Source organism: Streptacidiphilus sp. EB103A (assembly GCF_041261405.1).
Taxonomy (GTDB): Bacteria; Actinomycetota; Actinomycetes; order Streptomycetales; family Streptomycetaceae; genus Streptacidiphilus.
Genome location: NZ_JBGCAQ010000007.1, coordinates 289051 through 313064, shown reverse-complemented (window position 1 = coordinate 313064; position 24014 = coordinate 289051). Strand labels below are relative to the sequence as shown.

Sequence of the window (24014 nt, the reverse complement as noted above, 5' to 3'; positions counted from 1 at the left end):
AACAGGTCGGCCACGGTCGCCGGGAGCCGGATCAGCAGCGGATGGTTGAACTGCTGGAACGCACGAGAACACGTGAGTACGGGTCGTTCTCTCCGGTCACGATTCCACCTTGGTGTGCCCGGCCGCGCCGGTGGCGGCAGGAGTTGTTTGCAGGGCGGCCCGGACCGCGGCGCCGAGTCGGCGCTCCGTTGCCGTCCCCTGCGGATTTGTCGGCGACGTACGGCTCTGTGACGGAGTGTCGGGGGAGCGCAGCACGGCGCGCACCGCACAGACCAGCGCTGCGGCCAGGGAAGCCCAGGTGAGCAGGCCCAGCTGGGTGTCCTCGGCCGACCATCCCGCGGCTCGGGCCAGGTCCCATGTCCCCCTGCTCCAGGCGTCGTAGAGTTTGAAGAGGAAGACGCCGCCGACCAGGCTGTAGAGCAGTGCGGTCCCGGGTTCGGCGATGAACAGGCCGGCGACGGCCCAGGTCAGGTACTGGGTGCCGGTGGCGGTGCTGAGGAGCAGCAGGCAGGCCAGCGAGATGCCTACGGCCGGGCCCAGCGCGTCCCTGCGCCGCCAGACCAGGAACATGCCCAGCAGGGCGGAGGCAACGACGACCGGGGTGCGGAGCTCGCCCAGTAACGCGTGAAGGTCTGTGCTCTTCACGCCAAGGTCACTCAGGATCGGGGCGAGGCCCCACTGCGGAAGACTCCAGCCGTTGTAGCCGAGGACGTTGTCGCGCAGTGCCGGCCAATGCGTCGCCACGGCCGGCCCCCAGACCACGGCGAGGGTGGAGACGAGTCCGCCGGCGAACATCAGCAGGGTGCGGCGGCTGCGCAGCAGTGCCCACAGCAGCACCACCGGCAGGGCGACCAGCGGCACGACTTTGATGCTCAGAGCCAGGGCGAAGGTGAGCCCGGCGAGCAGCGGGAGGTGGCGCTGCGTCAGCAGCCAGACCGAGAGCAGGACGAACAAGATGAACAGTGGGTCAATATTTCCGTGGTAGCCCGAAATGATGATCAGCACCGGGCTGCAGGCCGTTCCAATTCCGGCCCACATGGCCCGGCGGGTGCTGTTCCGCCAACCGCGTACCAATTCGAACACGAGCAGGCTGGTGAACACGTCGGCCACGGTCGCCGGGAGCCGGATCAGCAGCGGGAAGGAGGCGCCGTGCCGGCTGAACTGCTGGAGCACCCAGAGCAGGCAGCCGGTCAGCGGCGGATGGTTGTAGAGGCCGCCGGCCGCGTGCGCCACACCGTAGATTCCCACCGGACCGACCCGGTCTATTACCGCCGCGAACTGCTGGAATGTACGGACGTCGTCGGTTCCGTGCGTTGTCGCCGCCAGCCATACTTTCAGCGCGAGGAACGGAAGGGACACCGCCAGGACGACCAGCCGGGCGCGTACGGCTGAGACTGAGGTGTCTGTTTGCTGTGCGGGCGACGACATGGGCCGAATACTATACGGGGCTGAATAACACCGAGCGTCGGTCACGAACTTCTTACCGTATCCGATCTGTATCTTTCTTCCGCACTCGATCCATCGGACCGGCCCGATCGCTCCTCTCCGGGGGCGAATCACGGGCAGCCGTCCAGACAGCACTCCGAACAGCACTCCGAGAGGCCGAAACGTGCCTGATCCCGTCTCCGACTCCAGGGCGGCCGCGCTGCGCACGGTCGTTCGCCGACTTCCCCCGGGGACCGTTCCGGTCGGTGGTGGCGTCTGCGCCCTCGCGCTGGCCTCCTATGTGTATCTGGCGATCGCCGGGCGCACCCTCTCCGTCGACGGCCTGGCCGGCCTCTCCGTGCTCTGGTCCCTCGCCTTCTCGGTGGGCACCGGTCTCTTCCTGCCGCTGGAACAGGAGTTGACGCGGGTGGTGGCCGCGCGGCGGGCCCGGGGCGAGGGCGCCAGGCCGGTGGCGCTGCGCGGGGTGCGGATCTCCGCGAGCCTGCTGCTGCTCTGCCTGCTCGGCCTCGGCCTCTTCGCCGGACCACTGGCCCGGCACCTGTTCCGCGGCGACCGCTCGCTGGTCTGGGGACTGGCCGCCGCACTCGCCGGCCTCTCGGTGGTCCACATCGCCAGGGGAATCCTCGCCGGTTCCGGACACTTCCGTGCCTACGGCGCCCAACTGGGCGTCGACTCGGCCCTGCGGGTGGTGCTCGCGCTGGCCCTGAGCGCGGCCGGTTCCACCTCGCCGCTCGCCTTCGCCCTGCTGCTCAGCCTCGCGCCACTGGCCTCCGTCGCCGTGGGCATCGTCACCACCGCCCGGGCGGCGCAGCCGGGCCCGCCGGCCGGGCCCGCGGAACTGCGCAAGGGCCTGGCGCCGCTGACCCTCTCGACGCTGCTCGGCCAGGTACTGCCGAACGCCCCGGTCGTTCTCGCCGAACTGATGACGGACAAAGGGTCGCCGCTCACCGCCGCGCTGCTCAGCGCCATGATCATCGTTCGGCTGCCGATCTTCGCGGCGGTCTCGGTGCAGCCGTCGGTGCTCAGCGTGCTCAGCCGCGCCTACGCACTCGGGAACCGTGCCGCCTTCCGGCGTCAGCTGCTGGGGGCGGCCGCCGGAGCCGTCCTGCTGGGCCTGGCCGGACTGCTGCTCAGCGGAGTTCTCGGGCCCTGGCTCGCGACCACGCTGTTCCACACCCCCCGGGCGCTCGGGGACCGCGACTTCGCCGTGCTCTCGTTCGCGACCGCCGGACTGCTGCTGGCCCTGATCCTCAGTCAGGGACAGCTGGCGATGAACCGGCAGCGGGCCCAGGGCACCGCCTGGGCCCTGGGCGCGGCGGTGTTCCTCGGGCTGGCGCTGCTGCCGGGGTCGGTGATGGCACGCCTGGAGGCCAGTTACACAGGAGGCTGCTGGACCGTGGCGGTGGTCCTGGGGGTCGGCATCGCCCGCCACCTGCGCCGGAACCCCGCCGGGACGGCTTCGGGCGCCTCGTCCGCGGAGGCCGAGACGGTCACTGTGTGACACCGATATCGGATCGGTATGCGTTCGGGAGTCGAAGGCTGCGCGATCTATTGGCGTGGCTCTCCCTGCAAGTTATGGTCCAGTTCTTGCTCCGTCGAAGAGTTCTGCCAGCAAAGAGATTCAGCACCTCGGGATATGACAACGCGGTCGACTTCCCTCTAGGAGGCTTGTCCTATGCACACCCAAGTCGGTCGGGGTGGGGGGTGGCGTCGGCAGCTCATCGCCGCCGGCGCGGTGACCTCCCTGGCACTGCTCGCTGCCTGCTCCAACGGCTCGTCGACGTCCGGCAGCTCCAACAAGGCCTCGGGATCGGCGGCGACCCTCACCGGGGACTGCGCCCAGTTCCAGGCGTACGCAGGGCATGCGGGCACCAAGGTCACCATGTTCGCGTCCATCCTCAGCCCCGAGTCGGACTCGCTCCAGACCTCCTGGAAGCAGTTCAGCACCTGCACCGGAATCACCATCTCCTACGAGGGCTCCAACGACTTCGAGTCCCAGCTCCCGGTCCGGGTCAACGGCGGCAACGCCCCCGACCTGGCGATCATCCCGCAGCCCGGTCTGCTGGCGCAGATGGTGAAGACCGGCAAGGTGGTCAAGCCGCCGGCGCAGACCGTCGCCAACGAGGACAAGTGGGCGCCGATCTGGAAGACCTACGGGTCGGTCAACGGCACCTTCTACGCGGCGCCGAGCAGCGCCAACATGAAGTCGCTGGTCTGGTACTCGCCCAAGGCGTTCACCGCGGCCGGCTACAAGGTCCCCACCACCTGGGCCGATCTGATGACGCTCAGCGACACCATCGCCAAGGCCGGGAAGAACAAGCCGTGGTGCGGCGGTATCGCCTCCGGGACGGCCACCGGCTGGCCGGCCACCGACTGGCTGGAGGAGGTCGTCCTCGGCAAGTACGGCGGTGACGTCTACGACCAGTGGGTGAACCACACGGTCAAGTTCAGCGACCCGAAGATCATCGCGGCGATGAACGTGGTGCAGGGCTGGATGCACAACCCGGCCTGGGTCAACGGCGGTTTCGGCGGGGTCAGCACCATCGCCTCCACCACCTTCCAGGACGCTGGCTCGCCGATCCTCACCGGCAAGTGCTCGATGCTGCAGCAGGCGTCGTTCTACGAGGCGCAGTGGCCCAAGGGCACCAAGATCGGCCCGACCGGCGACATCTGGGCCTTCAAGCTGCCGGCCGCCGACCCGACGGTCACCGACCCGGTCGAGGGCGGCGGCGAGTTCGTGGCCGCGTTCTCGGACCGCCCCGAGGTGCAGGCGGTGCAGAACTACCTCTCCACCGCGGCCTGGGCCACCAGCCGGATCAAGGTCGCGCCCGGATGGGTCTCCGCCAACCAGGGCGTCGACCCGGCGGTCTACACCGACCCGGTCGACCAGCTGTCGGCGAAGTACCTGACGGACCCGGCGGCGACGTTCCGCTTCGACGCCTCCGACCTGATGCCGGCCGCGGTCGGCTCCGGCAAGGAGTGGTCCGAGTTCACCGCGTGGTTCTCCAACAACCAGTCGGTCACCAAGACGGCGTCCAACATCGACGCGGCCTGGCCCCAGTAGCCACCACGGGCGCGGGGAACCGTGCGGCGGAGGCTCCGCCTCGCGGTCGCGCGGTTCCCCACGCCCCTTCGAACGAAGGAGCGCCACGACGATGTGGGCTGACGCGCTGACCAAGTTCGGCAATGCGGCTGGTGCCGTTGTGGTCTTTGTCGCCGTTCTGCTGCTGATCTTCTTCGCCGCCGGGCGCGCCAGCGGCCGGGTGTCCAAGCCGCTCGCGGTGACGATCTTCCTCGGACCCGCGCTGCTGCTGCTGGCCGTGGGGCTGGTCGTCCCGGCGATCAGGACGATCACGCTCAGCTTCTACAACGACGACTCCACCAAGTTCCTCGGCGGCTCCAACTACTCCTGGGCCTTCACCAGCAGCGGTGAGCAGCAGATCCTGCTCAACACCCTGCTGTGGATCATCGTGGCGCCGGTCGTCACCACCGTGCTCGGGCTGGTGCTCGCGCTGCTGGTGGACCGGTTGAAGCACCAGGGGCTCTACAAGGCGTTCATCTTCATGCCGATGGCGATCTCCTTCGTCGGCGCGAGCATCATCTGGAAGTTCGTCTACAACTACCGGGACCCCTCGCAGCCCCAGATCGGGCTGCTCAGCCAGATCTGCCTCTGGCTGGGCTGGCACAACCCGCCCAACTGGATCCTCTCGCACCCGCTGAACAACTTCCTGCTGATGGTGATCATGGTCTGGGTGCAGACCGGGTTCGCCATGGTGGTGCTGTCGGCGGCGATCAAGGCCATCCCGGACGAGATCACCGAGGCGGCGGTGCTGGACGGGGCGCGGGGCTGGCGGCTGTTCCAGTACGTGACCATCCCGATGATCCGCAACACCCTGGTCGTGGTGCTGACCACGGTCATGATCACCACGCTGAAGCTGTTCGACATCATCCGCACCATGACCGGCGGGAACTTCGGCACCCAGGTGCTGGCCAACGAGATGTACTCGCAGTCCTTCACCGAGTTCAACACGGGCCGGGGCAGCGCTCTCGCGGTGATCCTCTTCGTCGCGGTGCTGCCCCTGGTGGGCTACAACATCGTCCAGCTGCGCAGGGAGCGTGCGACCCGATGAGCGAAGAGACCGTCGAAGCGACACCGGCCGACGCGGCACCGGTGGTCACGGCCGGGGGCCAGGCCGGGGCCAAGGCGGTGCGCCGGGCGTTCAGCAGCCCGATCGCCTCCTTCCTGGTGATCGCGCTCACCGTGGTGTGGACGGTCCCCACCCTCGGCCTGCTGGCCACCTCGCTGCGTCCGCAGAAGGACGTGGCGCAGACCGGGTGGTGGACCTTCTTCGCCCACCCCGGCATCACCCTGGCCAACTACCACGACGTGCTGTTCAACGGCGGGTTCGGGGTGCAGAACGGCCTGATGCCCTATCTGATCAACTCGCTGGCGATCACCGTCCCGGCGACGATCTTCCCGCTGGCGCTCGCCTCGATGGCGGCCTACGCGCTGGCCTGGGTGCGGTTCCGGGGCAGCGACGTCATCTTCTTCGTGATCTTCGCGCTGCAGGTGGTGCCGCTGCAGATGGCCCTGGTGCCGCTGCTCCAGCTGTACTCGGGCGGAGCGCACATCGGCACCGTCACCATCTTCCCGAGCCTGGGCCTCGGCGGCACCTACGCCCCGGTGTGGGTCTCGCACACCATGTTCGCGCTGCCGCTGGCCGTGTTCCTGCTGCACAACTTCATCGCCCAGCTGCCCAACGACCTCATCGAGGCGGCCCGGGTGGACGGGGCCAGCCACTTCCGGGTGTTCCGCTCCATCGTGCTGCCGCTGGCCACCCCGGCGCTGGCCTCCTTCGCGATCTTCCAGTTCCTCTGGGTCTGGAACGACCTGCTGGTCGCCCTCACCTTCGCCGGCGGCACCCCCGAGGTCGCCCCGCTGACGGTCCGGCTGGCCCAGCTGTCCGGCTCCTTCGGGGACCACTGGGAGATCCTGACGGCGGGCGCGTTCATCTCCATCGTCATTCCGCTGGCGGTCTTCTTCAGCCTGCAGCGGTACTTCGTCCGCGGGTTGCTGGCCGGCAGCGTCAAGGGGTAGGTGCGGACCGTAGTGGGCTGGGCGCGCACGCAGTTGAATCAACACAGCCCCGCGCCCCTGGGGGTTGCAACCTGGCCACAGTGGATCAGTTGCAGCACCGCAGGGGCGCGGGGAACTGCGCGCCCAGCCATCTACGGTCCGCAGCCAAGGGGGCACCTTCACAGGAGCCCCGCGGCGGCCCCCGCCCCCGCGGTTTCCGAGGCCCGCTGCAGGGCGCTGGCCAGCAGCGCCAGGTCGGTCGGGCCGTTGCCGAGCTCGCGCACCGGGCGGCGGGCCGGCGGGTCGCCCATGGCGGCCCAGTCGATCGGCGCCACGGTCGGGCGCAGCGTGGCGGTACGGGGGATCCGGCCGCTCACCCTGGCGCCCTGAAAGGCCGTCACCCCGCCGTCGGTGTACCGGATCCAGCCGCGTCCCGGGCGGTCCTCCGGGACGCTCGCGGCGTCGTCGACATGGATCAGCAGCGACGACAGCCGGGAGTCGTCGGTGCGCAGGGCGATCCGGAGGTGGACGGCCTCGTCGAGATCGGTGCCGCTGCTGCGGTCGGGGCGGCCGGTGGCCACGGCCAGGAGCACGCCCAGGCGCGGCCCCCGGACGGCGACCGCGTCCAGCGCCGCGGCCAGCAGCGCCCGCTCGCGGCCGGGCAGCAGCAGTTCGTCGTGGTCGTCCACGACCACCAGCAGATGCGCGGGCGGGGCGGTGTCGACGGCCACCCGCGCGGGGGAGGGCGTGGCGGGCGCGGGCGCGCCGTGGGGGTGGTCGTCGGCGGCCCGGCGCGGGGGCGCGAGCCGGGCCAGCGCACGCTCGGCGTGCCCGGAGGCGAAGGAGCGTCCCTGCAGCAGCAGTTCACGCCGGTCCAGCTCGCTCTGCAGGGCCTGGGCCGCCTGCAGCAGGCGCTGCGGGTCCGATCCGTCCACATAGTCGGTGACCTGCGGGAGCTCGGTGCAGGGCAGCAGTCCGTCGGCCGGGTCGCGGGGCGGGCGGCCCTCGATGAGCATGACGCCGAGGCGGTCCGGCCGCTCGGCGACGGAGAGCGAGGCCAGCAGGGTGCGCAGCAGTTCGGTCCGTCCGGAGCCGGGGGCGCCGCCGATCAGCAGGTGGCTGGACAGGTCGAGACCGCAGGCGCCGTCGCGGTCCGCGCCGACCAGCACCCCGGGCAGGGCGCCCGAGGCGACCTGGAGGTCCTCCCAGCGGCCCGCGAGCTTGGCCGGGGTGACCGTGTCGAGGCCGAGCAGGTCCAGCAGTCTGGGGGCGTCGGGCAGGGCGCCGCGACCCGGCCTGCGGTTGGCGTCGGGCTCCCGCAGCGGGGCCAGCGCGCGGGCCAGCCGTTCGGCCCAGGCGGCGGAGACCGCGTCCAGGGCGATCCCGTCGACCAGCTCCCGGGCCGGGGCGGCCCGGTGCTGGCCGCCGGCCGGCAGCCCCGGGAGCTGGTCGACGGGATCGCCGGCCGGACGCTCCAGCGTGAGCAGGGTGTCGACCTCGCCGCCGATCGCGGCGGTGGCGCCGCAGCCGTGCGGCAGCAGGTCGGGCCGTTCGGCGAGGACGAGCACATGGACGCCCTGGGCGGGGCCGTGCGCCAGCAGGCTGTCCAGCGCGGCACGGGCCTGGGTGCTGCCCGGGTCGCCGTCGACCACCAGGACGGTGAGCGCGCAGGCGCGGGGAACGGCGCTGCCGCCCGCGGCGCCCAGCTCGGCCAGCCGGGCCAGCGCCTGCTCCGCGTCGAGCGCGGTGAGCAGCCGACAGGGCTGCCCGCGCAGCGGCCGCAGCTGCGGCAGCCAGAACGCCCAGGACCAGTCCTGGACGCGCAGCTCCGCGGGGCGCGCCGGGTCGGCGGCGATCAGCACGAGCTCCAGGGCGGCGGGCCCGTGCTCCACGGCGAGCTGGGCGACCAGCGCGCGGGCCAGCCCGGCCAGCCGGGGCTGGGGGCCGCTGAGGCCCAGGCTGCCGACGGCGCGCAGGTCCAGGGTGACCGGATCGGCGTGCGGTCCGGCGCTGCCGAGCCGCAGCGCCAGCGTGTCCGGGTGCTCGGTGCCGCGCTCCCACAGCCGTGGGCCCGGTCCGAGTGCGGTGTGCAGCAGTTCGGCCGGATCCGGCCAGCGCGAGGCGTCGGCGCTGCGCGCGGCCCGCGCCGGGGCCAGCCGCAGGCCGTGCGGGGGAGTGGCGCCGGGGCCCGGGGCCGGGACGCTATCGGCGCCTGCGGCGACCGGACCCGCCGGGGCCGCCGGCGGGCGCCCCGCCGACCTGCCGCCGCGCAGCAGCCGCTCCCCGCCGCGGGCCAGCAGTCCGCGGGTGCGTCCCGGGGACGGCTTCGGCACCGGGGAGCTGCCGGTTCCGCTCGCGGTGGGGCCGCCGAGCCGCCTGGGCGCGGGCGCCGGCGGGGCGGGCGGACGCTGGGTCAGCTGCAACTGGCCCCGGCCGTCCGCCAGCAGGTCGGAGCCGCCGAGCGGGCCGGGGCGGCCCGCTCCGGGGGCGAGTGTCAGGGCCGACTCGCCGAGGCCGAGCACCGAGCCCGGCGGCACCGGGACGGGGTCGGCGCCGACCGGCAGGCCGTCCAGCACGGTGCCGTTGGTGGAGCCCAGGTCGGCGACCGAGACCCGGCCGTCCGCGGCGACGTCCAGGGCGAGGTGGAACCGGGATACGTCGGGGTCGTCCAGCGGGACGTCGGCCTCGGCGGAGCGCCCCACCCGGACCCGGCCCGGCAGCAGCAGATGGATCCCGCCCGCGTCGGGGCCGCCGACGACCCGCAGCTCGGCCGGCGACCCGGCCCGGGTGTCCGGTACGTGGTCGGGGTCCGGCTCGTCCAGCCACAGGACCGCGCCGTCCACCAGCGGGGGGTGGCCCAGCACGGCCCGCTCGTCCAGCCGCTGGTCGCCCACGTAGAGGTGGACATGGGTGGAGGAGCGGGTGCCGCGCGACCCCGGGCGGCCGGCGACCGCGCCCGCGAGGGCGCCGGCGACCGCGCCGAGGGTCGTCCCGGCCGGGGCCGTCACCAGCACGTCCGCGGCCTGGACGGGCGGCCGCGGCCGCTGGCCCTGCGGGCCCAGGGCATGGGCACGTGACGGCGACGCGCCGTCACGTGCCGCGAGCACGCTCAGCCGGATCTGCATCGTCCCTCGGCCCCTTCCGCAGGCTCCTGGCAGCGGCACTTGCCAACCCACCCGGTACAGCACCACCCGGTCCCACCAACTCAACGATCAGACCCCGCAAGCGGAGTGGTCGCCACGGTGCTGAGTGCATCCTCCCATCCGCCACCGACAACTCGCCCCCATCACCCGTATCAGCGATCTTGGGAACTTGCGGCACCCTGAAGCACGTCCTTCGGGTAGGGGCTTACTGTTGCCTCCCAGAGGCTCGACGAATGCATGGGCGAGGAGCGCACGGGTGCGGCCTGTCGGCAGTAAGTACCTCCTGGAGGAACCGCTGGGACGCGGGGCCACCGGAACGGTGTGGCGTGCGCAGGTGCGGGACGAGTCCGGCAGCGGAGCGGCGCTCCAGCAGGTCGCGATCAAGGTCCTCAAGGAAGAACTGGCCACCGACCCCGACGTGGTCATGCGGTTCCTGCGGGAGCGCTCGGTGCTGCTGCGCCTGGTGCACCCCAATATCGTCCGGGTCCGCGACCTGGTCGTCGAGGGCGAGCTGCTCGCCCTGGTGATGGACCTGATCGACGGCCCCGACCTGCACCGCTACCTGCGCAGCCACGGCCCGCTGAGCCCGGTCGCGGGGGCGCTGCTGATGGCGCAGATCGCCGACGCGCTGGCGGCCAGCCACGCGGACGGCGTGGTCCACCGGGATCTCAAGCCGGCCAACGTGCTGCTGGCCACAGTGGTCACCGAGACGGGCTGGGAGCGAAGCGATTCGAACGAGGGTGGTGGTGGGCGACGGGCGGGCGGCAGTCAGCAGATGCATCCGCTGCTCACCGACTTCGGCATCGCCAGGCTCGCCGACTCACCCGGCCTGACCCGCACCCATGAGTTCGTCGGCACGCCCGCCTATGTCGCACCGGAGTCGGCCGAGGGCCGCGAGCAGACCTCGGCCGTGGACGTCTACGGCGCCGGGATCATGATGTACGAGCTGCTGACGGGTCAGCCGCCGTTCCACGGTGACGGCCCGCTGCAGATCCTGCAGATGCACCTCTCGCAGGAGCCCCAGCGGCCGCGCAACCTGCCGGAACCGCTGTGGACCGTGATCGAGCACTGCCTGCGCAAGAACCCGGCGCAGCGGCCGACGGCCGTGGTGCTCGCCACCGCGCTGCGCACCGTCGCGGCCGGGATCGGCGTGCACTCCACCCCGGGCCAGATCGACGCGGCCATCGCGGTCGGCGCGCTGCTGGCGCCGCCGCTCGCACCGGTGGGCCAGGACCCGACGGTGCCCAACGGCATCCGCTACGACCCGGGCGCGCCCACGGTGTTCGGCGCCTCGCCGGTCGGGGGCCCGGGGGCCACGGTGCTGAACGCCTTCGGCGCGGCCGACCCGACCCAGGTGCTGCCCCCCGGCGCGGCCGAGCGCACCCAGCGGATCGACCCGGGCCTCGCCCCCGGCGCGCCCCAGCGAACCCGGGTCATGCCCACGCCCTCCGGGCAGGGTCAGAACTACGGGCAGGGCCAGAACTACGGGCAGAACCAGAACCAGCAGTTCGGCCAGGACGCCCCGCCACAGCCGGCCGGCCCGCACCCGTGGGAGAACCAGCTGCGGGCGGCCCGGACCCGCAACGAGCAGACCCAGGTCGGCTATCCGATGCAGACCGGCCCCGAGCAGGCGCCGCAGGTGGCCCCGCCGCCGTACCGCAGCCAGGCCCAGCAGCGGCCTCAGCCGCAGTACCGCCAGCCGCCGCCCTACCAGGAGGCCGAAGAGTACCTGGGAAATCGGGAGGACTACCAGGAGCAGCAGCGGTCGCCGCAGCGGCGCTCCGAGCCCCCCGCCGCGCGCCCCGAACCGCAGCGCCCCGCGCCCAAGCGCGAACCCCGCCGCGAGCCGGAGCGCGAGCCCGCGCCGCGCCGGGAGCGCGAGCCACGACCCCCACGCCGCAGACGGATGCGCATCCCGGGCGGCGGCTGCCTGCGCACGCTGTTGTTCCTGGTGGTCATCGGAGTGGTGGTCTGGTACTTCACGCCGATGCAGCACTGGATCAGCAACGTCCAGACCTGGTACCACGACGTGGTGAACTGGGTGCAGAGCATCACCAACACCGCGAACTCGGTGAAGAAGGTCGTCAACAACGTCCCCACCGGTCTGCCGAGCAGTCTTCCCTAGCGGAACCGGGTTTGACGCTTTGTCGACATCTGACCTGCGGCAATGGGTGCCCCGTACCCCCAACCGGCCCCATTCCGCGTACTTTGGTCGCTGACATCCGCCCTACGCGCACGGAGCAGCCTTGGCACGCAAGATCGGCAGCCGCTACACCGCGCACCAGGTGATCGGCCGTGGCTCGGCGGGGACCGTCTGGCTCGGCGAGGGTCCCGAGGGTCCGGTGGCGATCAAGCTGCTCCGTGAGGACCTCGCCTCCGACCAGGTCCTGGTGGGCCGCTTCGTCCAAGAGCGCACCGCCCTCACCAGCCTGGACCACCCGCGCGTGGTCGGCGTGCACGACCTGGTCGTGGACGGCGACGACCTCGCCCTGGTGATGGAGCTGGTGCACGGCACGGACCTGCGCTCCCGGCTGGACCGCGAGGGCCCGCTCACCCCGCAGGCGGCCGTCTCCGTCGCCGCCGACGTCGCCGAGGGCCTGGCCGTGGCCCACGCCGCCGGCATCGTCCACCGTGATGTGAAGCCCGAGAACATCCTGCTCGACCAGGCGTCCTCGCCCGGCCCCGGCGGTGCGCCGCGCGCCAAGCTCTCCGACTTCGGCATCGCCCGCCTGGTCGACGCACCCCGCCGCACCCGGGCCACCCGGATCATCGGCACCCCCGACTACCTGGCCCCCGAGGTCATCGAGGGGCTGGAACCGCGCGCGGCCGTCGACATCTACGCCCTGGCCACGGTGCTGTACGAGCTGCTGGCCGGCTTCACCCCGTTCGGCGGCGGCCACACCGGGGCGGTGCTGCGTCGGCATGTCACCGAGAGCGTCGCGCCGCTGCCGGGGCTGCCCGAGGACCTGTGGCGGGTGATCGCCCAGTGCCTGGCGAAGGCGCCCGCCTCCCGGCTGCGCGCCACCGAACTGGCCGCGCGGCTGCGGGAGCAGCTGCCCTCACTGACCGGCCAGCCGGTGCTCAGGGTGAGCCACCCCGATTCCTCGGGGGCCCGGGTCTCCGACTACGACGACGGCTATGACCCGCATGGCCCGGATGATGCCGATGACCTGGACGATCTGGGCCATGTCTCCACCCGCCAGCGGATCGCCCGTCGGCGCGGGCCCGCCGTCCCGCTGGTGCCCGGCGCCCAGCCGGACTCCAGCCGGGACACCCACACCAGCCTGCGCCGCCCCAACCGCGAGGAGCTGGCCGCGTTCGCCGAGGCCTCCCGCCAGGAGCGAGCCGCCAGGGAGGCCGCCGCGGCCAGGCCCGGCAGCACCCACCGCCGTCCGGGCGCCCGGCGCAGCGGCGCCGGCAGCAACGTACGGCGGCGTCGACGGCTGCTGGTCGGCGTGCTCGCGCTGCTGGTCGCGGCCGGGGCACTGGGCGCCTACAAGGCCTTCGCCGGCGACGGCGGCGGTACCGCCGGCAGCCCCGGCAGCGGCCCCTCCGGCTCGCCGTCCGCCAGCGCCAGCAGCACGGACCAGGCCGACGAACTCGAAAAGGTCCAGGTCGCGGGCCTGACCCGGATGCACTCACCGGCCGGTATACCGGTCGGCGTTCCCCTGGTCTGAGCTCCGGCGCAGGCAGGCGGGACCCGCTCCCGCAAACCGTTAGGCTTGGCCCGTGGCAGCCATCGATCCTTACGAAGCAATCAAGTCCCTCGAAACGACCATGTCGTCGATCGAGGCTGTGGTCGATCTCGACAAGATCCGTGCCGATATCGCGATCTTCGAGGAGCAGGCCGCCGCTCCCAACCTCTGGGACGACGTGGACGCGGCCCAGCAGGTCACCAGCAAGCTGTCCTTCCTCCAGGGCGAGCTGCGCAAAGTGCAGACCCTGCGCGGTCGGATCGAGGACCTCTCGGTCATGTTCGAGCTGGCCGAGGACGAGAACGACGCCGACGCCCGCGCCGAGGCCGAGACCGAGCTGGAGAGCGTCCGCAAGGCCGTGGACGAGATGGAGGTCAGGACCCTCCTGGCGGGCGAGTACGACGCTCGCGAGGCCCTGGTCAACATCCGCGCCGAGGCCGGCGGCGTCGACGCCGCCGACTTCGCCGAGCGGCTGATGCGGATGTACCTGCGCTGGGCCGAGCGCCACGGCTACCCCACCGAGGTCTACGACACCTCCTACGCCGAGGAGGCCGGCATCAAGTCGGCGACCTTCGGCGTCAAGGCGCCCTACGCCTACGGGACGCTCTCGGTCGAGCAGGGCACCCACCGGCTGGTCCGGATCTCCCCGTTCGACAACCAGGGCCGCCGGCAGACCTCCTTCGCCGGCGTCGAGGTGCTCCCGGTCGTGGAGAAGAGCGACCACGTGGACATCGACGAGTCCGAGCTGCGGGTGGACGTCTACCGCGCCTCGGGCCCCGGCGGCCAGGGCGTCAACACCACCGACTCGGCGGTCCGGATCACCCACCTCCCCACCGGGATCGTGGTCTCCTGCCAGAACGAGCGCTCACAGATCCAGAACCGCGCCAGCGCGATGAACGTCCTCCAGGCCAAGCTGCTGGAGCGCCGCCGCCAGGAGGAGAAGGCGGAGATGGACGCGCTGAAGGACGGCGGCAACTCCTGGGGCAACCAGATGCGCTCCTATGTCCTGCACCCGTACCAGCAGGTCAAGGACCTGCGCACGCAGTACGAGGTGGGCAACCCGCAGGCGGTTCTCGACGGCGACCTGGACGGCTTCATCGAGGCCGGGATCCGCTGGCGCAAGCAGAACGAGAAGGCCGAGTAGCACCCGCCCGGGTTTCGCAGGGGTACGGGGCGTCGCGCCCCGAAAAGTTGGAGTATCGAGGCCGGGATCCGCTGGCGCAAGCAGAACGAGAAGGCCGAGTAGAGGCGTTGTACAGGTTCCGTCAATAATTCGTCATGATCACGGCGATCTGCTCCCGAAAGGGGACAGATCGCCGTTGACGTTACCGGGGGTGATTGACCATGCTGACCCGCAATGCCCGCCAAGGGCGGGACCTGAAGTGGCGAGAGGGGCCGTTGTGGCCATGGCACGGCGCGGGCACCGGAAGAAGTACACCGGTATACGTTCACGCGGGGTGCGGGTCGCCACGGCTGCGCTGGCCCTGACCGGCACCGGACTGCTGGTGGGCGGGGTCGCATCGGCGGCCACCACGCCCACTCTGGTGCAGAGCAAGGTGATCGACGGACCGCAGAGCAGCGCCGTCGGCCTGGACCCCAGCCTGACGGACCCCACCGTGACCGACTCCGCTACGGCGAGTGACGGGGCGACCGCGACGGGCCCGAGCGCGAACGCGACCGCGGCGTCCTCGGCGACCGCCGCCGCGACGGCGACCGGCACCGCGGCGGCGGTCGTCGGGGGCTCCGCGACGGCCACGGCGTCGGCCTCCGCGACCCGCTCCGCCAGCAGCAGCAGCGCTGCCGGGAGTGGTTCCTCGGGCGGCGGGACGAGCGCTCCGCAGCCCCGGCAGATGCTCGCCGAGACCGGAACCGACCAGAGCGCCCCGCTGCTGTTCGCCGGTGGCCTCACCCTGCTCGCAGGCGGTTTGGTGTTCCGCTTCGGCCCCCGCACCGGCACGCCCCGGCACGCCGCCTGACGGCAGGCGCGGAAACGCCGCAGAGGCCGGGCCCCGGAACACGGTTCCGGGGCCCGGCCTCTGCGCTGCGCCGCTGTGTGGGGTCAGGCGAAGGCGTGCCTGGCTATCAGGGCGCAGGCGACGAGTGCGACGAGCAGTGCGATCAGCGCGGCGGGGGAGAGGGAGCCGAACAGACCCTGCTGCTCCTGCATCCGCTGCCGACTGGCGCGGCAGGTGGGGCAGCGGCCCTCTGCCACCGGTCCGGCACAGTTGGCGCACACCAAGCGGTCGAGCGTCATATCGATCTCCTCCTTCGACCTGCCCAACGAGACACCATGCCGGGTGGGTTCCCTCCACTGTGCCATGCCGAACGCAATCAGGTCGGGTTCCCGGTCGGCCACCGGGTCCGACGAGGGGTGCGGACGGGGAGCGACTGTCAGGTATCGATCACAGTGAGTGAATCCGCTGGCAGGTTCCCATGATTCTTACGCTTGAATATTCCGATTTGATGTCGTTTGGCCGTGAACTCCCCCACCTTTCCGTGAGCGCGACTGCGAGTCGGCGTCGGGTTCGCGTAAGGTCGGCCAACCGGGGGAGCTGTCACGCGGGTGCACCATGCCGTCCTGCGGTGCGGCTCCGTCAGACCTGTCCCTGTCCGCAAGGGGGTGGTGAAGGTTCCGGGGTAACCGGCGCCGGCATCCTCCCTTCCACCTAGACTGGCCGACCGTGATGCAGCCGTGATCCGATTCGACAACGTCTCCAAGACGTATCCGAAGCAGAACCGTCCCGCCCTCGACAACGTCTCGCTGGAGATCGAGAAGGGTGAGTTCGTCTTCCTGGTGGGCTCGTCAGGCTCGGGGAAGTCGACCTTCCTGCGGTTGATCCTGCGCGAGGAGCGGCCCTCCATCGGTGAGGTGCACGTCCTCGGCAAGGACCTGGCCAAGCTGTCCAACTGGAAGGTGCCGCAGATGCGGCGCCAACTGGGCACGGTGTTCCAGGACTTCCGACTGCTCCCGAACAAGACGGTCGGGCAGAACGTCGCCTTCGCGCTGGAGGTGATCGGCAAGCCGAGGTCCGTCATCGGCAAGGTCGTCCCCGAGGTGCTCGAACTGGTCGGCCTGGCCGGCAAGCAGGACCGCATGCCCGGCGAGCTCTCCGGTGGTGAGCAGCAGCGTGTGGCCATCGCCCGCGCGTTCGTGAACCGGCCGATGCTGCTGATCGCGGACGAGCCGACCGGAAACCTCGACCCGCAGAACTCCGTCGGCATCATGAAGCTGCTGGACCGGATCAACCGGACCGGCACCACGGTGCTGATGGCCACCCACGACCAGGCGATCGTGGACCAGATGCGCAAGCGCGTCATCGAGCTGGACACCGGCCACCTCGTCCGCGACCAGTCCCGCGGCGTCTACGGCTACCAGCACTGACCGCCCGATCCGCCGCACGCACCGCACGCCCAGGCGTCCGCACCAGGCCGACGTCCCGACCAGCTAGGAAGTCATGCGAGCACAGTTCGTCATGTCGGAGATCGGAATCGGTCTCCGCCGAAATCTGACGATGACCATCGCGGTCGTCGTGAGCGTGGCGCTCTCGCTTGCCCTGGCGGGGGCGGCGCTCCTCCTGCGCGACCAGGTCAGCACCATGAAGGGCTACTGGGACGGCAAGATCGAGGTATCGGTCTACTTCTGCAACAAGACCGACGCCAACCAGGGCTCGGTGAACAAGAACTGCTCCACCGGAGCGGCGACGCAGAACCAGATCGACTCGGTCCAGGCCCAGTTGGAGAAGACCGGCCTGGTCGACAAGATCTACACGGAGACCCCGGCGCAGGCGCTGGCCGAGTACACCAAGCAGGACCCCACCAACCCGCTGCTGACCTCGCTGACGCCGGACAGCATGGAGTACTCGCTCCGGATCAAGCTCAAGGACCCGCAGAACTACCAGATCGTGAGCGGTCTGGTGGGCGGGCAGCCCGGGGTGATGAAGGTGGAGGACCAGAGCCAGGTCCTGAAGCCGCTGTTCAACCTGCTCAACGGCGCACAGGTGGTGGCCCTGGTGGTGATGGCCATCATGCTGGGGGTCACCCTGTTGCTGATCGTCAACACGGTCCGGGTGTCCGCGTTCAGCCGCAAACGCGAGACCGGGATCATGCGGCTGGTCGGCGCCTCCAACTACTACGTGCAGATGCCGTTCATCGCGGAGGCCGCGTTCGCGGCCCTGGTGGGCGCGGTCCTTGCGTCGGGGATGCTGGCGATCGGCAAGTACCTGCTGATCGACCGGTTCCTGAAGGGCCAGATCCAGCTGATCAACTTCATCGGCTGGGGCCCCGTGTTCCAGGTGATGCCGCTGATGCTGGTGCTGGGTGTCGGGATGTCCTCCATCGCCGCCTTCCTGACGCTGCGTAAGTACCTGAAGGTCTAGCCAGGTCTGACCTTCCGATGATCGCCCCGGCCGCTGTACTGCGTCCGGGGCGTTCTGCTGCGTACCCGCCATGGCGGCCGGTCCGCAGCCCTAGACTCACCTGCCATGTCCGGTAGCTACCCGCATCTCCGCCTGCAGCTGGCCCTGGGCCTGCTGTTCGGCACCGTGCTCGCCACCGGCGCGGCCACCGGCGCCTGGGGCAGCGAGGGGCAGCCGGCCCCGCTGCCCCGGCCGGCCGGCGTGCGGCTCAGCGGCGACGCCGCGGCGCGCAGCTGGGTGGACCAGGGCGGTGACCGCTGGGCCGCGTTCTACACGGCGCAGCAGTACGCGACCATGGCGAAAGCGCTGGACGGCCGCTACACCGGCGTCGGGCTGTGGGTCTCCCGCAGCTCCGCGGGCGTGGTCACGGTCTCCAGGGTGCCCGCCGGTGGCCCCGCCGCCCGTGCCGGGGTGCGCGTCGGCGAGCGACTGCTCGCCGTCGACGGCCGCGCCGTGGACGGCCTTCCGGTGACCGAGACGGTCGCCCTGCTGCGCGGCGCCCCCCAGGACGCCGGCAGCACCGTGGTGCTGCGGCTCCAGCAGGGGCGGACCGTGCGCCAGGTCGTGCTGCGCCGCGAACTCCTGGACACCGACGACGTGGTGGTGGACCGGCCCGCGGCCGGGATCACCCGGATCGCGGTATCGGCCTTCACCGCCGGGACTGGCGAGCAGGTCGCCGAGGCGGTGCGGGCACGCGGCGCCGGCGCCGACGGCGGCGGCATCCTGCTTGACCTGCGCGGCGACTCCGGCGGGCTGGTGGACGAGTCGGTCCGGGCCGCCTCCGCCTTCCTGGACGGCGGCCCGGTCGGGTCCTACCAGGCGGACGGGACCACGCAGTGGCTCACCGCCTCCCGCGGCGGTGACACCCGTACCCCGGTGGTGGTGCTGGTGGACGGCGGCACCATGAGCGCCGCCGAACTGCTCACCGGCGCCCTGCAGGACCGGGACCGCGCCGTGGTCGTCGGCTCGCGCACCTTCGGCAAGGGCGCGGTGCAGCTGCCCAGCGCGGTCAGCGGCGGCGGCACCCTGGAGCAGACCGTGGGCCACTACCGCACCCCGGCCGGACGCGACCTCGACGGCACCGGCATCACCCCGGACGTCGCCGTCCCGCCGGCCGCCGGGCCGCAGGCGGCGGAGCGCACCGCGATCACCGTCCTGGACGACCTGGCCGCGGCGGACCCGCACTGACGGGCTGCCCGTTACTCCCGTGCCGAGACCCGCTCCGGAGTGCGAGAATGGCCCGCATCATGGCCAAGGACTGCAATTTCCCGGGGGGCGACCCCCCGCACCCCCACGTGAACCCGAGGTGGCAGGCGTGACACTCGCGAAACTCACGCGGCGATCCGGAGCAAAAGAACCCGGACGCAAGATCATCGCGCAGAACAAGAAGGCGCGGCACGACTACCACATCCTGGACGAGATCGAGTGCGGCCTGGTGCTGACCGGCACCGAGGTCAAGTCGCTGCGCGCGGGACGCGCCTCACTGGTGGACGGCTTCGCCGAGATCACCAGTGGCGAGGCCTGGCTGCACAACGTCCACATCATGGAGTACGCGCAGGGGACCTGGACGAACCACGCCGCCCGGCGCAAGCGCAAGCTGCTCATGCACAAGGAGGAGATCAACAAGCTCGACGCCAAGCTGCGCGAGTCGGGCTTCACCCTGGTCCCGCTGTCGCTGTACTTCAAGGACGGCCGGGCCAAGCTGATGCTGGCGCTGGCCCAGGGCAAGAAGCTGCACGACAAGCGGCAGACGCTGCGGGAGAAGCAGGACCGCCGCGAGACCGACCGGGCCCTGGCGGCGGTGCGCCGCCGCGCGCAGGGCTGACCCACCGTTATGAGCTGGACCGTCCCCCCGGCGGGGACGTAGGATGACAGAGTTGCGCAGGACCCCCCAGGTCCACGCGGAACGGCAGGCGATTCGGACCGGAAATCCGGGGCGCGTGCCTTGAAAAATGAATAGCACCCCATGGGGGTGATCGGTTTCGACTGGGGATGTCGATCCAGGGGAAGCGAGCCGAGAAACGCGGCAATGATCTCGTAAACCATATGTCGCAAACTATAATCGCCAATTCCAACCGCGATTCCTTCACCCTCGCCGCCTGAGCGAGTAACTGAAGGTGTCAGGCCGGGCGCGTTCCCGTCCCGGACCCTGGCATAATCTAGGGAACTCCACCGTCGTGTCCGGTCACGGGATGCGGCGGGAAATCAAACAGTGACTGGGCCCGTCGGCGGCTTGTCCGCGTGACTGCCGGGGCCGAGAAAAGCACAGCGGACTGCGCTCGGAGAAGCCCTGGTTTTGCACCACAGGACGCGGGTTCGATTCCCGCCACCTCCACCAACCACCCCATGCGTCATGAGCCGCCCGTCCTGCAGACGAGGCGGCTTTCGGCGTTCCGGGCCCCGTCGCAGGCAATCCGGAACTCAGGAATTGGAGCACGGCCATCGAAAAGCTGACCGCCCGTTCGCTCAACCGCGCCCTGCTCGCCCGGCAGATGCTGCTGGCCCGGGAGCCGCGCGGGGTGCTGGAGAGCGTTCGGTTCCTGGCCGGAATGCAGTCGCAGGTGCCGGTGGCGCCCTATGTCGGGCTGTGGACCCGGCTGCTCGGCTTCGACCCCGAGGAGGTGTCGGCGCTGATGACGGAGCGCGCCCTGGTCCGGGTCTCGGCGATGCGCGGCACCGTGCACCTGCTCGACGCCGACGACGCGCTCGCCTGGCGGCCGCTCTGTCAGGTCGTCAACGACCGTGGCCCGTACGGGAAGAACATCTACCGCAAGGCGCTGTCCGGGATCGACCCGGCGCGGCTCAAGCAGACCGCGACCGAGCTGCTGACGCGGGAGCCGATGACCAACGCCGCCCTGGGGGCCGCGCTGGCCGAGGTCTTCCCGGGCCACGACCCCGGGACCCTGGCCTGGGCGATCCGCGACGGCCTGGCCCTGGTGCAGGTGCCGCCGCGCGGGCTGTGGGGCAAGAGCGGCCAGACCACCTCCACCACCCTGGAGCACTGGCTCGGCCGACCGCTCGACCAGGACCCCGACCCGGACGCCATGGTGCTCCGCTACCTCGCCGCCTTCGGCCCGGCCGGCGTCCTGGACGCTCAGGCCTGGTCGGGGCTGACCCGGCTGGTCGAGGTCTTCGAGCGGCTGCGCCCGCGGCTGCGGACCTTCCAGGACGCGCTGACCGGCCGTGAACTGTTCGACCTCCCCGACGCGCCCCGCCCGGACCCGGACACTCCGGCGCCGCCGCGCTTCCTGCCCGAGTACGACAACGTCGTCCTCGGCCTCGCCGACCGCACCCGGATCGCCGCCAGGGAGGCGGAGCTCGGCCTGCGCAACGGCAACGGCTACCGGGCCGCCTTCCTGGTGGACGGCACGGTGCGCGGGCACTGGTCGCTGAGCTTCACCAAGCAGGGGCCCGATCTCACCGTCACCGCCTTCACCAGGCTCACCGCGGCCGAGCGGGAGGCGGTGGAGGGGGAGGCCACCGGGCTGATGCGGTTCCACCGCCCCGGCCTGACCGGGTCGACGACGCGCTTCCCCGACCCGGGGTGAGAACCCGCGGGAGGGGGCGGATGACGTAGGATCGTCCGTCTCCTCTTTGCGCATCAAGGGGCGAGCGCCGCACACCACGTACACAGGGGGCCTTCTTGACCGCGCCCAGCGATACCGCCGCTGCCGCCAACACCGCCGCGGAGACCCTGCGCGATCGCGAGATCGCCGTCGAGCAGCAGCATCTGGACCGGGTCTACCGTCGCCTGGAGGAGAAGCTGGCGGAGGCCGAGTTCATCCTCAGCGACGCCAGCCGCAAGGCCTTCGTCGGCACCCCGGGCGCCCTGGCCGAACGCGATGCCCAGGTCTACACGGCCGGACGGCACCTCCAGCGGCTGAACAACGAGTTCGAGGACTTCCTCTTCGGGCGCATCGACCTGCAGCAGCCGGACGGTCCGGAGGAGGACGGCTTCCCCTCGCAGACGCCGCTCGACCCGGCCGACCCGGCCGTCGCCGAGACCCTGCACATCGGCAGGCTCGGGGTGCTCGACACCGAGTACGGGCCGCTGGTCATCGACTGGCGCGCGCCCGCCGCCGCGCCCTTCTACCGGTCCACCCCGCTGCAGCCCGGACGGGTGGTCAGGCGCCGGGTGATCCGCTCCCGCGGCCGCCGGGTGCTCGGCGTCGAGGACGACCTGCTGCGCCCCGACCTGGAGCCGGTGCTGGACGGCGAGCCGCTGGCCGTGGTCGGCGACGGCGCGCTGATGGCCACCCTGGGCCGGGCCCGCAGCCACACCATGCGGGACATCGTCTCCAGCATCCAGCAGGAGCAGGACATCGTGATCCGGGCCCAGGCGGCCGGGGCCACCCTGGTCACCGGCGGCCCCGGCACCGGCAAGACCGCCGTCGCCCTGCACCGCGCCGCCTTCCTGCTCTACCAGGACCGCCGCCGCTACGCCGGCGGCATCCTCGTGGTCAGTCCCACCCCGCTGCTGGTCTCCTACACCGAGGGCGTGCTGCCGGCGCTGGGCGAGGAGGGCCAGGTCGCGATCCGGGCCGTCGGCAGCCTGGTCGACGGCGTCGAGGCGGACAGCTACGACAGCCCCGAGACAGCCAGGATCAAGGGCTCCTCACGGATGGTCGCGCTGATGCGCCGTGCCTCCCGGGCCGCCCTGGATACCCCGGGAACCCCCGCCGAGCTGCGCGTCAGCGCCCTGGGCGAGGTGCTGCGGATGGACGCCAACGCGCTGCGCAACCTGCGCCGCACCGTCCTGGGCAACGGCGCCACCCCGATCAACCTGCTCCGCCCCCGGGCCCGCCGCCTGCTGCTGGACGCCCTCTGGTCCCTCCTGCTGCGTACCCGCCCCCGGACCGGGGACCGGGTCGACCGCGAGCAGCAGCAGCGCGAGCGGGAGACCTTCGACGACCATGTCGGCGACGACGACCGTTTCCTGGCCTTCCTCGACGCCTGGTGGCCCGCGCTGACCCCGCGCCGGGTGCTGGCCACCCTGCGCGACCCGCGGCAGCTGGCCCGGCAGGCGCGCGGCTCGCTCAGCCAGCAGGAGACCCGGCTGCTGGCCGGCTCCTGGCGGCACCTGGACGACGCCGGCCGCGGCAGCCTGACCGCCCACGACGTCGCGCTGCTGGACGAGCTGGAACTGCTGCTCGGCGAGCCGGCCAGGTCACGGGCCCGCGAGGTGGACGCCGCCGACCTGCTGACCGGCCTGGACGAGGTCACCACCTTCGCCGACCGCACCCGCCGCGGCGAGCGGGAGCCGGTCGAGCGCAGCGAGTACGCCCACGTCATCGTGGACGAGGCGCAGGACCTGACGCCGATGCAGTGGCGCATGATCGGCCGCCGGGCCCGGCAGGCCACCTGGACCATCGTCGGCGACCCGGCCCAGAGCTCCTGGATCGACCCCGCCGAGGCCCAGGCCGCGATGGACGAGACGCTGGGCTCCAAGCCGCGCCGCCGCTACACCCTCACCACCAACTACCGGAACCCGGCCGAGATCGCCGAGGTCGCCGCACGGGTGCTGGCGCAGGCGGCGCCGGGGACCGAGTCGCCGCGCGCGGTGCGCTCCACCGGCGTGCACCCGCGCTTCGTCTCGGTGGCCGCCGAGGTCGAGTTGGGCCGGGCGGCCCGGGCCGAGGTCGAGCGGCTGCTGGCCGAGGTGGACGGCACCGTCGGCATCGTGGTGCCGATGGACCGGCGCGGCGAGGCGGCCGGCTGGATCGCCGGGCTCGGCGCGCGCGCGGTCGCGCTGGGCAGCCTGGAGGCCAAGGGCCTGGAGTACGACGCCACGGTGGTCGCCGATCCGTCCGGGATCGCCGGGGAGTCCGACGCCGGGCTGCGGGTGCTCTACGTGGCGCTGACCCGGGCCACCCAGCGGCTCACCGTGCTGTCCGGACCGCTGGACCTGCCGGACGCCGCGGGTGTGCCGGCGCTGCTGCACGAGTAGTGGCGACAGCAGAGGGCCCCACCAACTTCCGTTGGTGGGGCCCTCTCTGATGCCTGGTACGACACCGACCCGCCATGCTCGCCTCGCGGCAAGTGGTCGCTCGAAGCGACTAAGGTTGGGCCCGGGGGCTTGGATCGAGCCGGTGTCGCACACCCAGACTAACAAAGCCTCCCGGAAACGCATTCCCTTCCCGTCAGAAACCTCAGTGCCTCCGCTGTGTGGAACAACATTTCCAGTTACGCGGCAGTAGGTGCGACGATCAGACCACAACGGTAAGTCTGATGAGTGCGC

At 71.6% G+C, this 24014-nt stretch carries 17 protein-coding genes and 1 other RNA gene; 15 read left to right on the top strand and 3 right to left on the bottom strand.

What is annotated here, in order from left to right:
* Positions 1 to 96 precede the first annotated feature (96 nt).
* On the bottom strand, positions 97 to 1428 hold the full coding sequence (locus tag ABH941_RS14330) for a glycosyltransferase 87 family protein (protein ID WP_370129461.1): 1332 nt from the start codon (positions 1426 to 1428) through the stop codon (positions 97 to 99).
* A 181-nt stretch (positions 1429 to 1609) separates the two neighbouring features.
* Here ABH941_RS14330 and ABH941_RS14325 point away from each other — a divergent pair, with 181 nt between their 5' ends.
* The 4 genes from ABH941_RS14325 (at position 1610) to ABH941_RS14310 (ending at position 6544) form a co-directional block, all read left to right on the top strand.
* Complete coding sequence (locus tag ABH941_RS14325) at positions 1610 to 2947, top strand: lipopolysaccharide biosynthesis protein (RefSeq protein WP_370129459.1); 1338 nt, start codon at positions 1610 to 1612, stop codon at positions 2945 to 2947.
* A gap of 174 nt (positions 2948 to 3121) precedes the next feature.
* Positions 3122 to 4510 carry an ABC transporter substrate-binding protein gene (locus tag ABH941_RS14320; RefSeq protein WP_370129457.1) on the top strand — a complete coding sequence of 463 codons (1389 nt, stop codon included), beginning with the start codon at positions 3122 to 3124 and terminating at the stop codon, positions 4508 to 4510.
* A 91-nt stretch (positions 4511 to 4601) separates the two neighbouring features.
* Entirely contained in the window at positions 4602 to 5576 is a 975-nt protein-coding gene (locus ABH941_RS14315; protein WP_134004392.1) for a carbohydrate ABC transporter permease, read from the top strand.
* Positions 5573 to 6544, top strand: a complete 972-nt coding sequence (locus ABH941_RS14310) for a carbohydrate ABC transporter permease (protein ID WP_370129455.1) — start codon at positions 5573 to 5575, stop codon at positions 6542 to 6544. The genes ABH941_RS14315 and ABH941_RS14310 overlap by 4 nt, the downstream gene beginning before the upstream one ends.
* A gap of 158 nt (positions 6545 to 6702) precedes the next feature.
* On the opposite strand, the gene ABH941_RS14305 is transcribed toward ABH941_RS14310, so the two are convergent.
* Positions 6703 to 9648, bottom strand: coding sequence for an FHA domain-containing protein (locus ABH941_RS14305; RefSeq protein ID WP_370129453.1), 2946 nt, complete (start codon positions 9646 to 9648; stop codon positions 6703 to 6705).
* A gap of 274 nt (positions 9649 to 9922) precedes the next feature.
* Between ABH941_RS14305 and ABH941_RS14300 the strand changes: the two genes are divergently transcribed.
* The 4 genes from ABH941_RS14300 (at position 9923) to ABH941_RS14285 (ending at position 15337) form a co-directional block, all read left to right on the top strand.
* Positions 9923 to 11791: a protein kinase gene (locus ABH941_RS14300; protein ID WP_370129451.1), complete on the top strand. Its 1869-nt coding sequence runs from the start codon at positions 9923 to 9925 to the stop codon at positions 11789 to 11791.
* 121 nt (positions 11792 to 11912) lie between these two features.
* Entirely contained in the window at positions 11913 to 13343 is a 1431-nt protein-coding gene (locus tag ABH941_RS14295) for a serine/threonine-protein kinase (RefSeq protein WP_370129449.1), read from the top strand.
* A 52-nt stretch (positions 13344 to 13395) separates the two neighbouring features.
* Positions 13396 to 14505: a peptide chain release factor 2 gene (gene prfB, locus ABH941_RS14290; protein WP_370129447.1), complete on the top strand. Its 1110-nt coding sequence runs from the start codon at positions 13396 to 13398 to the stop codon at positions 14503 to 14505.
* Positions 14506 to 14818: 313 nt separating this feature from the next.
* A complete protein-coding gene (locus tag ABH941_RS14285) occupies positions 14819 to 15337 on the top strand; it encodes an LPXTG cell wall anchor domain-containing protein (protein WP_370129445.1) in 519 nt (172 codons plus the stop codon).
* An 83-nt stretch (positions 15338 to 15420) separates the two neighbouring features.
* Here the strand turns inward: ABH941_RS14285 and ABH941_RS14280 are convergent, their stop codons facing one another.
* Entirely contained in the window at positions 15421 to 15615 is a 195-nt protein-coding gene (locus ABH941_RS14280) for a hypothetical protein (RefSeq protein ID WP_030260626.1), read from the bottom strand.
* Between the two features lie 438 nt (positions 15616 to 16053).
* On the opposite strand from ABH941_RS14280, the gene ftsE reads away from it, so the two are divergent.
* The 7 genes from ftsE (at position 16054) to ABH941_RS14245 (ending at position 23723) form a co-directional block, all read left to right on the top strand.
* Positions 16054 to 16743 (top strand): cell division ATP-binding protein FtsE, encoded by a 690-nt coding sequence (gene ftsE / locus ABH941_RS14275; RefSeq protein ID WP_030260622.1) that lies wholly within the window; start codon positions 16054 to 16056, stop codon positions 16741 to 16743.
* Between the two features lie 73 nt (positions 16744 to 16816).
* A complete protein-coding gene (gene ftsX / locus ABH941_RS14270) occupies positions 16817 to 17737 on the top strand; it encodes a permease-like cell division protein FtsX (RefSeq protein ID WP_134004407.1) in 921 nt (306 codons plus the stop codon).
* A 105-nt stretch (positions 17738 to 17842) separates the two neighbouring features.
* Entirely contained in the window at positions 17843 to 18964 is a 1122-nt protein-coding gene (locus ABH941_RS14265; protein ID WP_370129441.1) for a S41 family peptidase, read from the top strand.
* 127 nt (positions 18965 to 19091) lie between these two features.
* Entirely contained in the window at positions 19092 to 19601 is a 510-nt protein-coding gene (smpB, locus tag ABH941_RS14260; RefSeq protein ID WP_370129439.1) for an SsrA-binding protein SmpB, read from the top strand.
* Positions 19602 to 19744: 143 nt separating this feature from the next.
* Positions 19745 to 20114, top strand: a transfer-messenger RNA (tmRNA) gene (gene ssrA / locus ABH941_RS14255).
* Positions 20115 to 20268: 154 nt separating this feature from the next.
* Positions 20269 to 21324 (top strand): winged helix DNA-binding domain-containing protein, encoded by a 1056-nt coding sequence (locus tag ABH941_RS14250; RefSeq protein ID WP_370129437.1) that lies wholly within the window; start codon positions 20269 to 20271, stop codon positions 21322 to 21324.
* A 95-nt stretch (positions 21325 to 21419) separates the two neighbouring features.
* On the top strand, positions 21420 to 23723 hold the full coding sequence (locus ABH941_RS14245) for a UvrD-helicase domain-containing protein (protein WP_370129435.1): 2304 nt from the start codon (positions 21420 to 21422) through the stop codon (positions 23721 to 23723).
* Positions 23724 to 24014: the final 291 nt, after the last annotated feature.

What these genes read in the sequence shown, in the direction of transcription:
- ABH941_RS14330 (WP_370129461.1), bottom strand. Translation starts at nt 1,428, where the DNA reads ATGTCGTCGCCCGCACAGCAAACAGACACCTCAGTCTCAGCCGTACGC.
- ABH941_RS14320 (WP_370129457.1), top strand. Translation starts at nt 3,122, where the DNA reads ATGCACACCCAAGTCGGTCGGGGTGGGGGGTGGCGTCGGCAGCTCATC.
- ABH941_RS14315 (WP_134004392.1), top strand. Translation starts at nt 4,602, where the DNA reads ATGTGGGCTGACGCGCTGACCAAGTTCGGCAATGCGGCTGGTGCCGTT.
- ABH941_RS14310 (WP_370129455.1), top strand. Translation starts at nt 5,573, where the DNA reads ATGAGCGAAGAGACCGTCGAAGCGACACCGGCCGACGCGGCACCGGTG.
- ABH941_RS14305 (WP_370129453.1), bottom strand. Translation starts at nt 9,648, where the DNA reads ATGCAGATCCGGCTGAGCGTGCTCGCGGCACGTGACGGCGCGTCGCCG.
- ABH941_RS14280 (WP_030260626.1), bottom strand. Translation starts at nt 15,615, where the DNA reads ATGACGCTCGACCGCTTGGTGTGCGCCAACTGTGCCGGACCGGTGGCA.
- ftsX (WP_134004407.1), top strand. Translation starts at nt 16,817, where the DNA reads ATGCGAGCACAGTTCGTCATGTCGGAGATCGGAATCGGTCTCCGCCGA.
- ABH941_RS14265 (WP_370129441.1), top strand. Translation starts at nt 17,843, where the DNA reads ATGTCCGGTAGCTACCCGCATCTCCGCCTGCAGCTGGCCCTGGGCCTG.
- ABH941_RS14250 (WP_370129437.1), top strand. Translation starts at nt 20,269, where the DNA reads ATGCTGCTGGCCCGGGAGCCGCGCGGGGTGCTGGAGAGCGTTCGGTTC.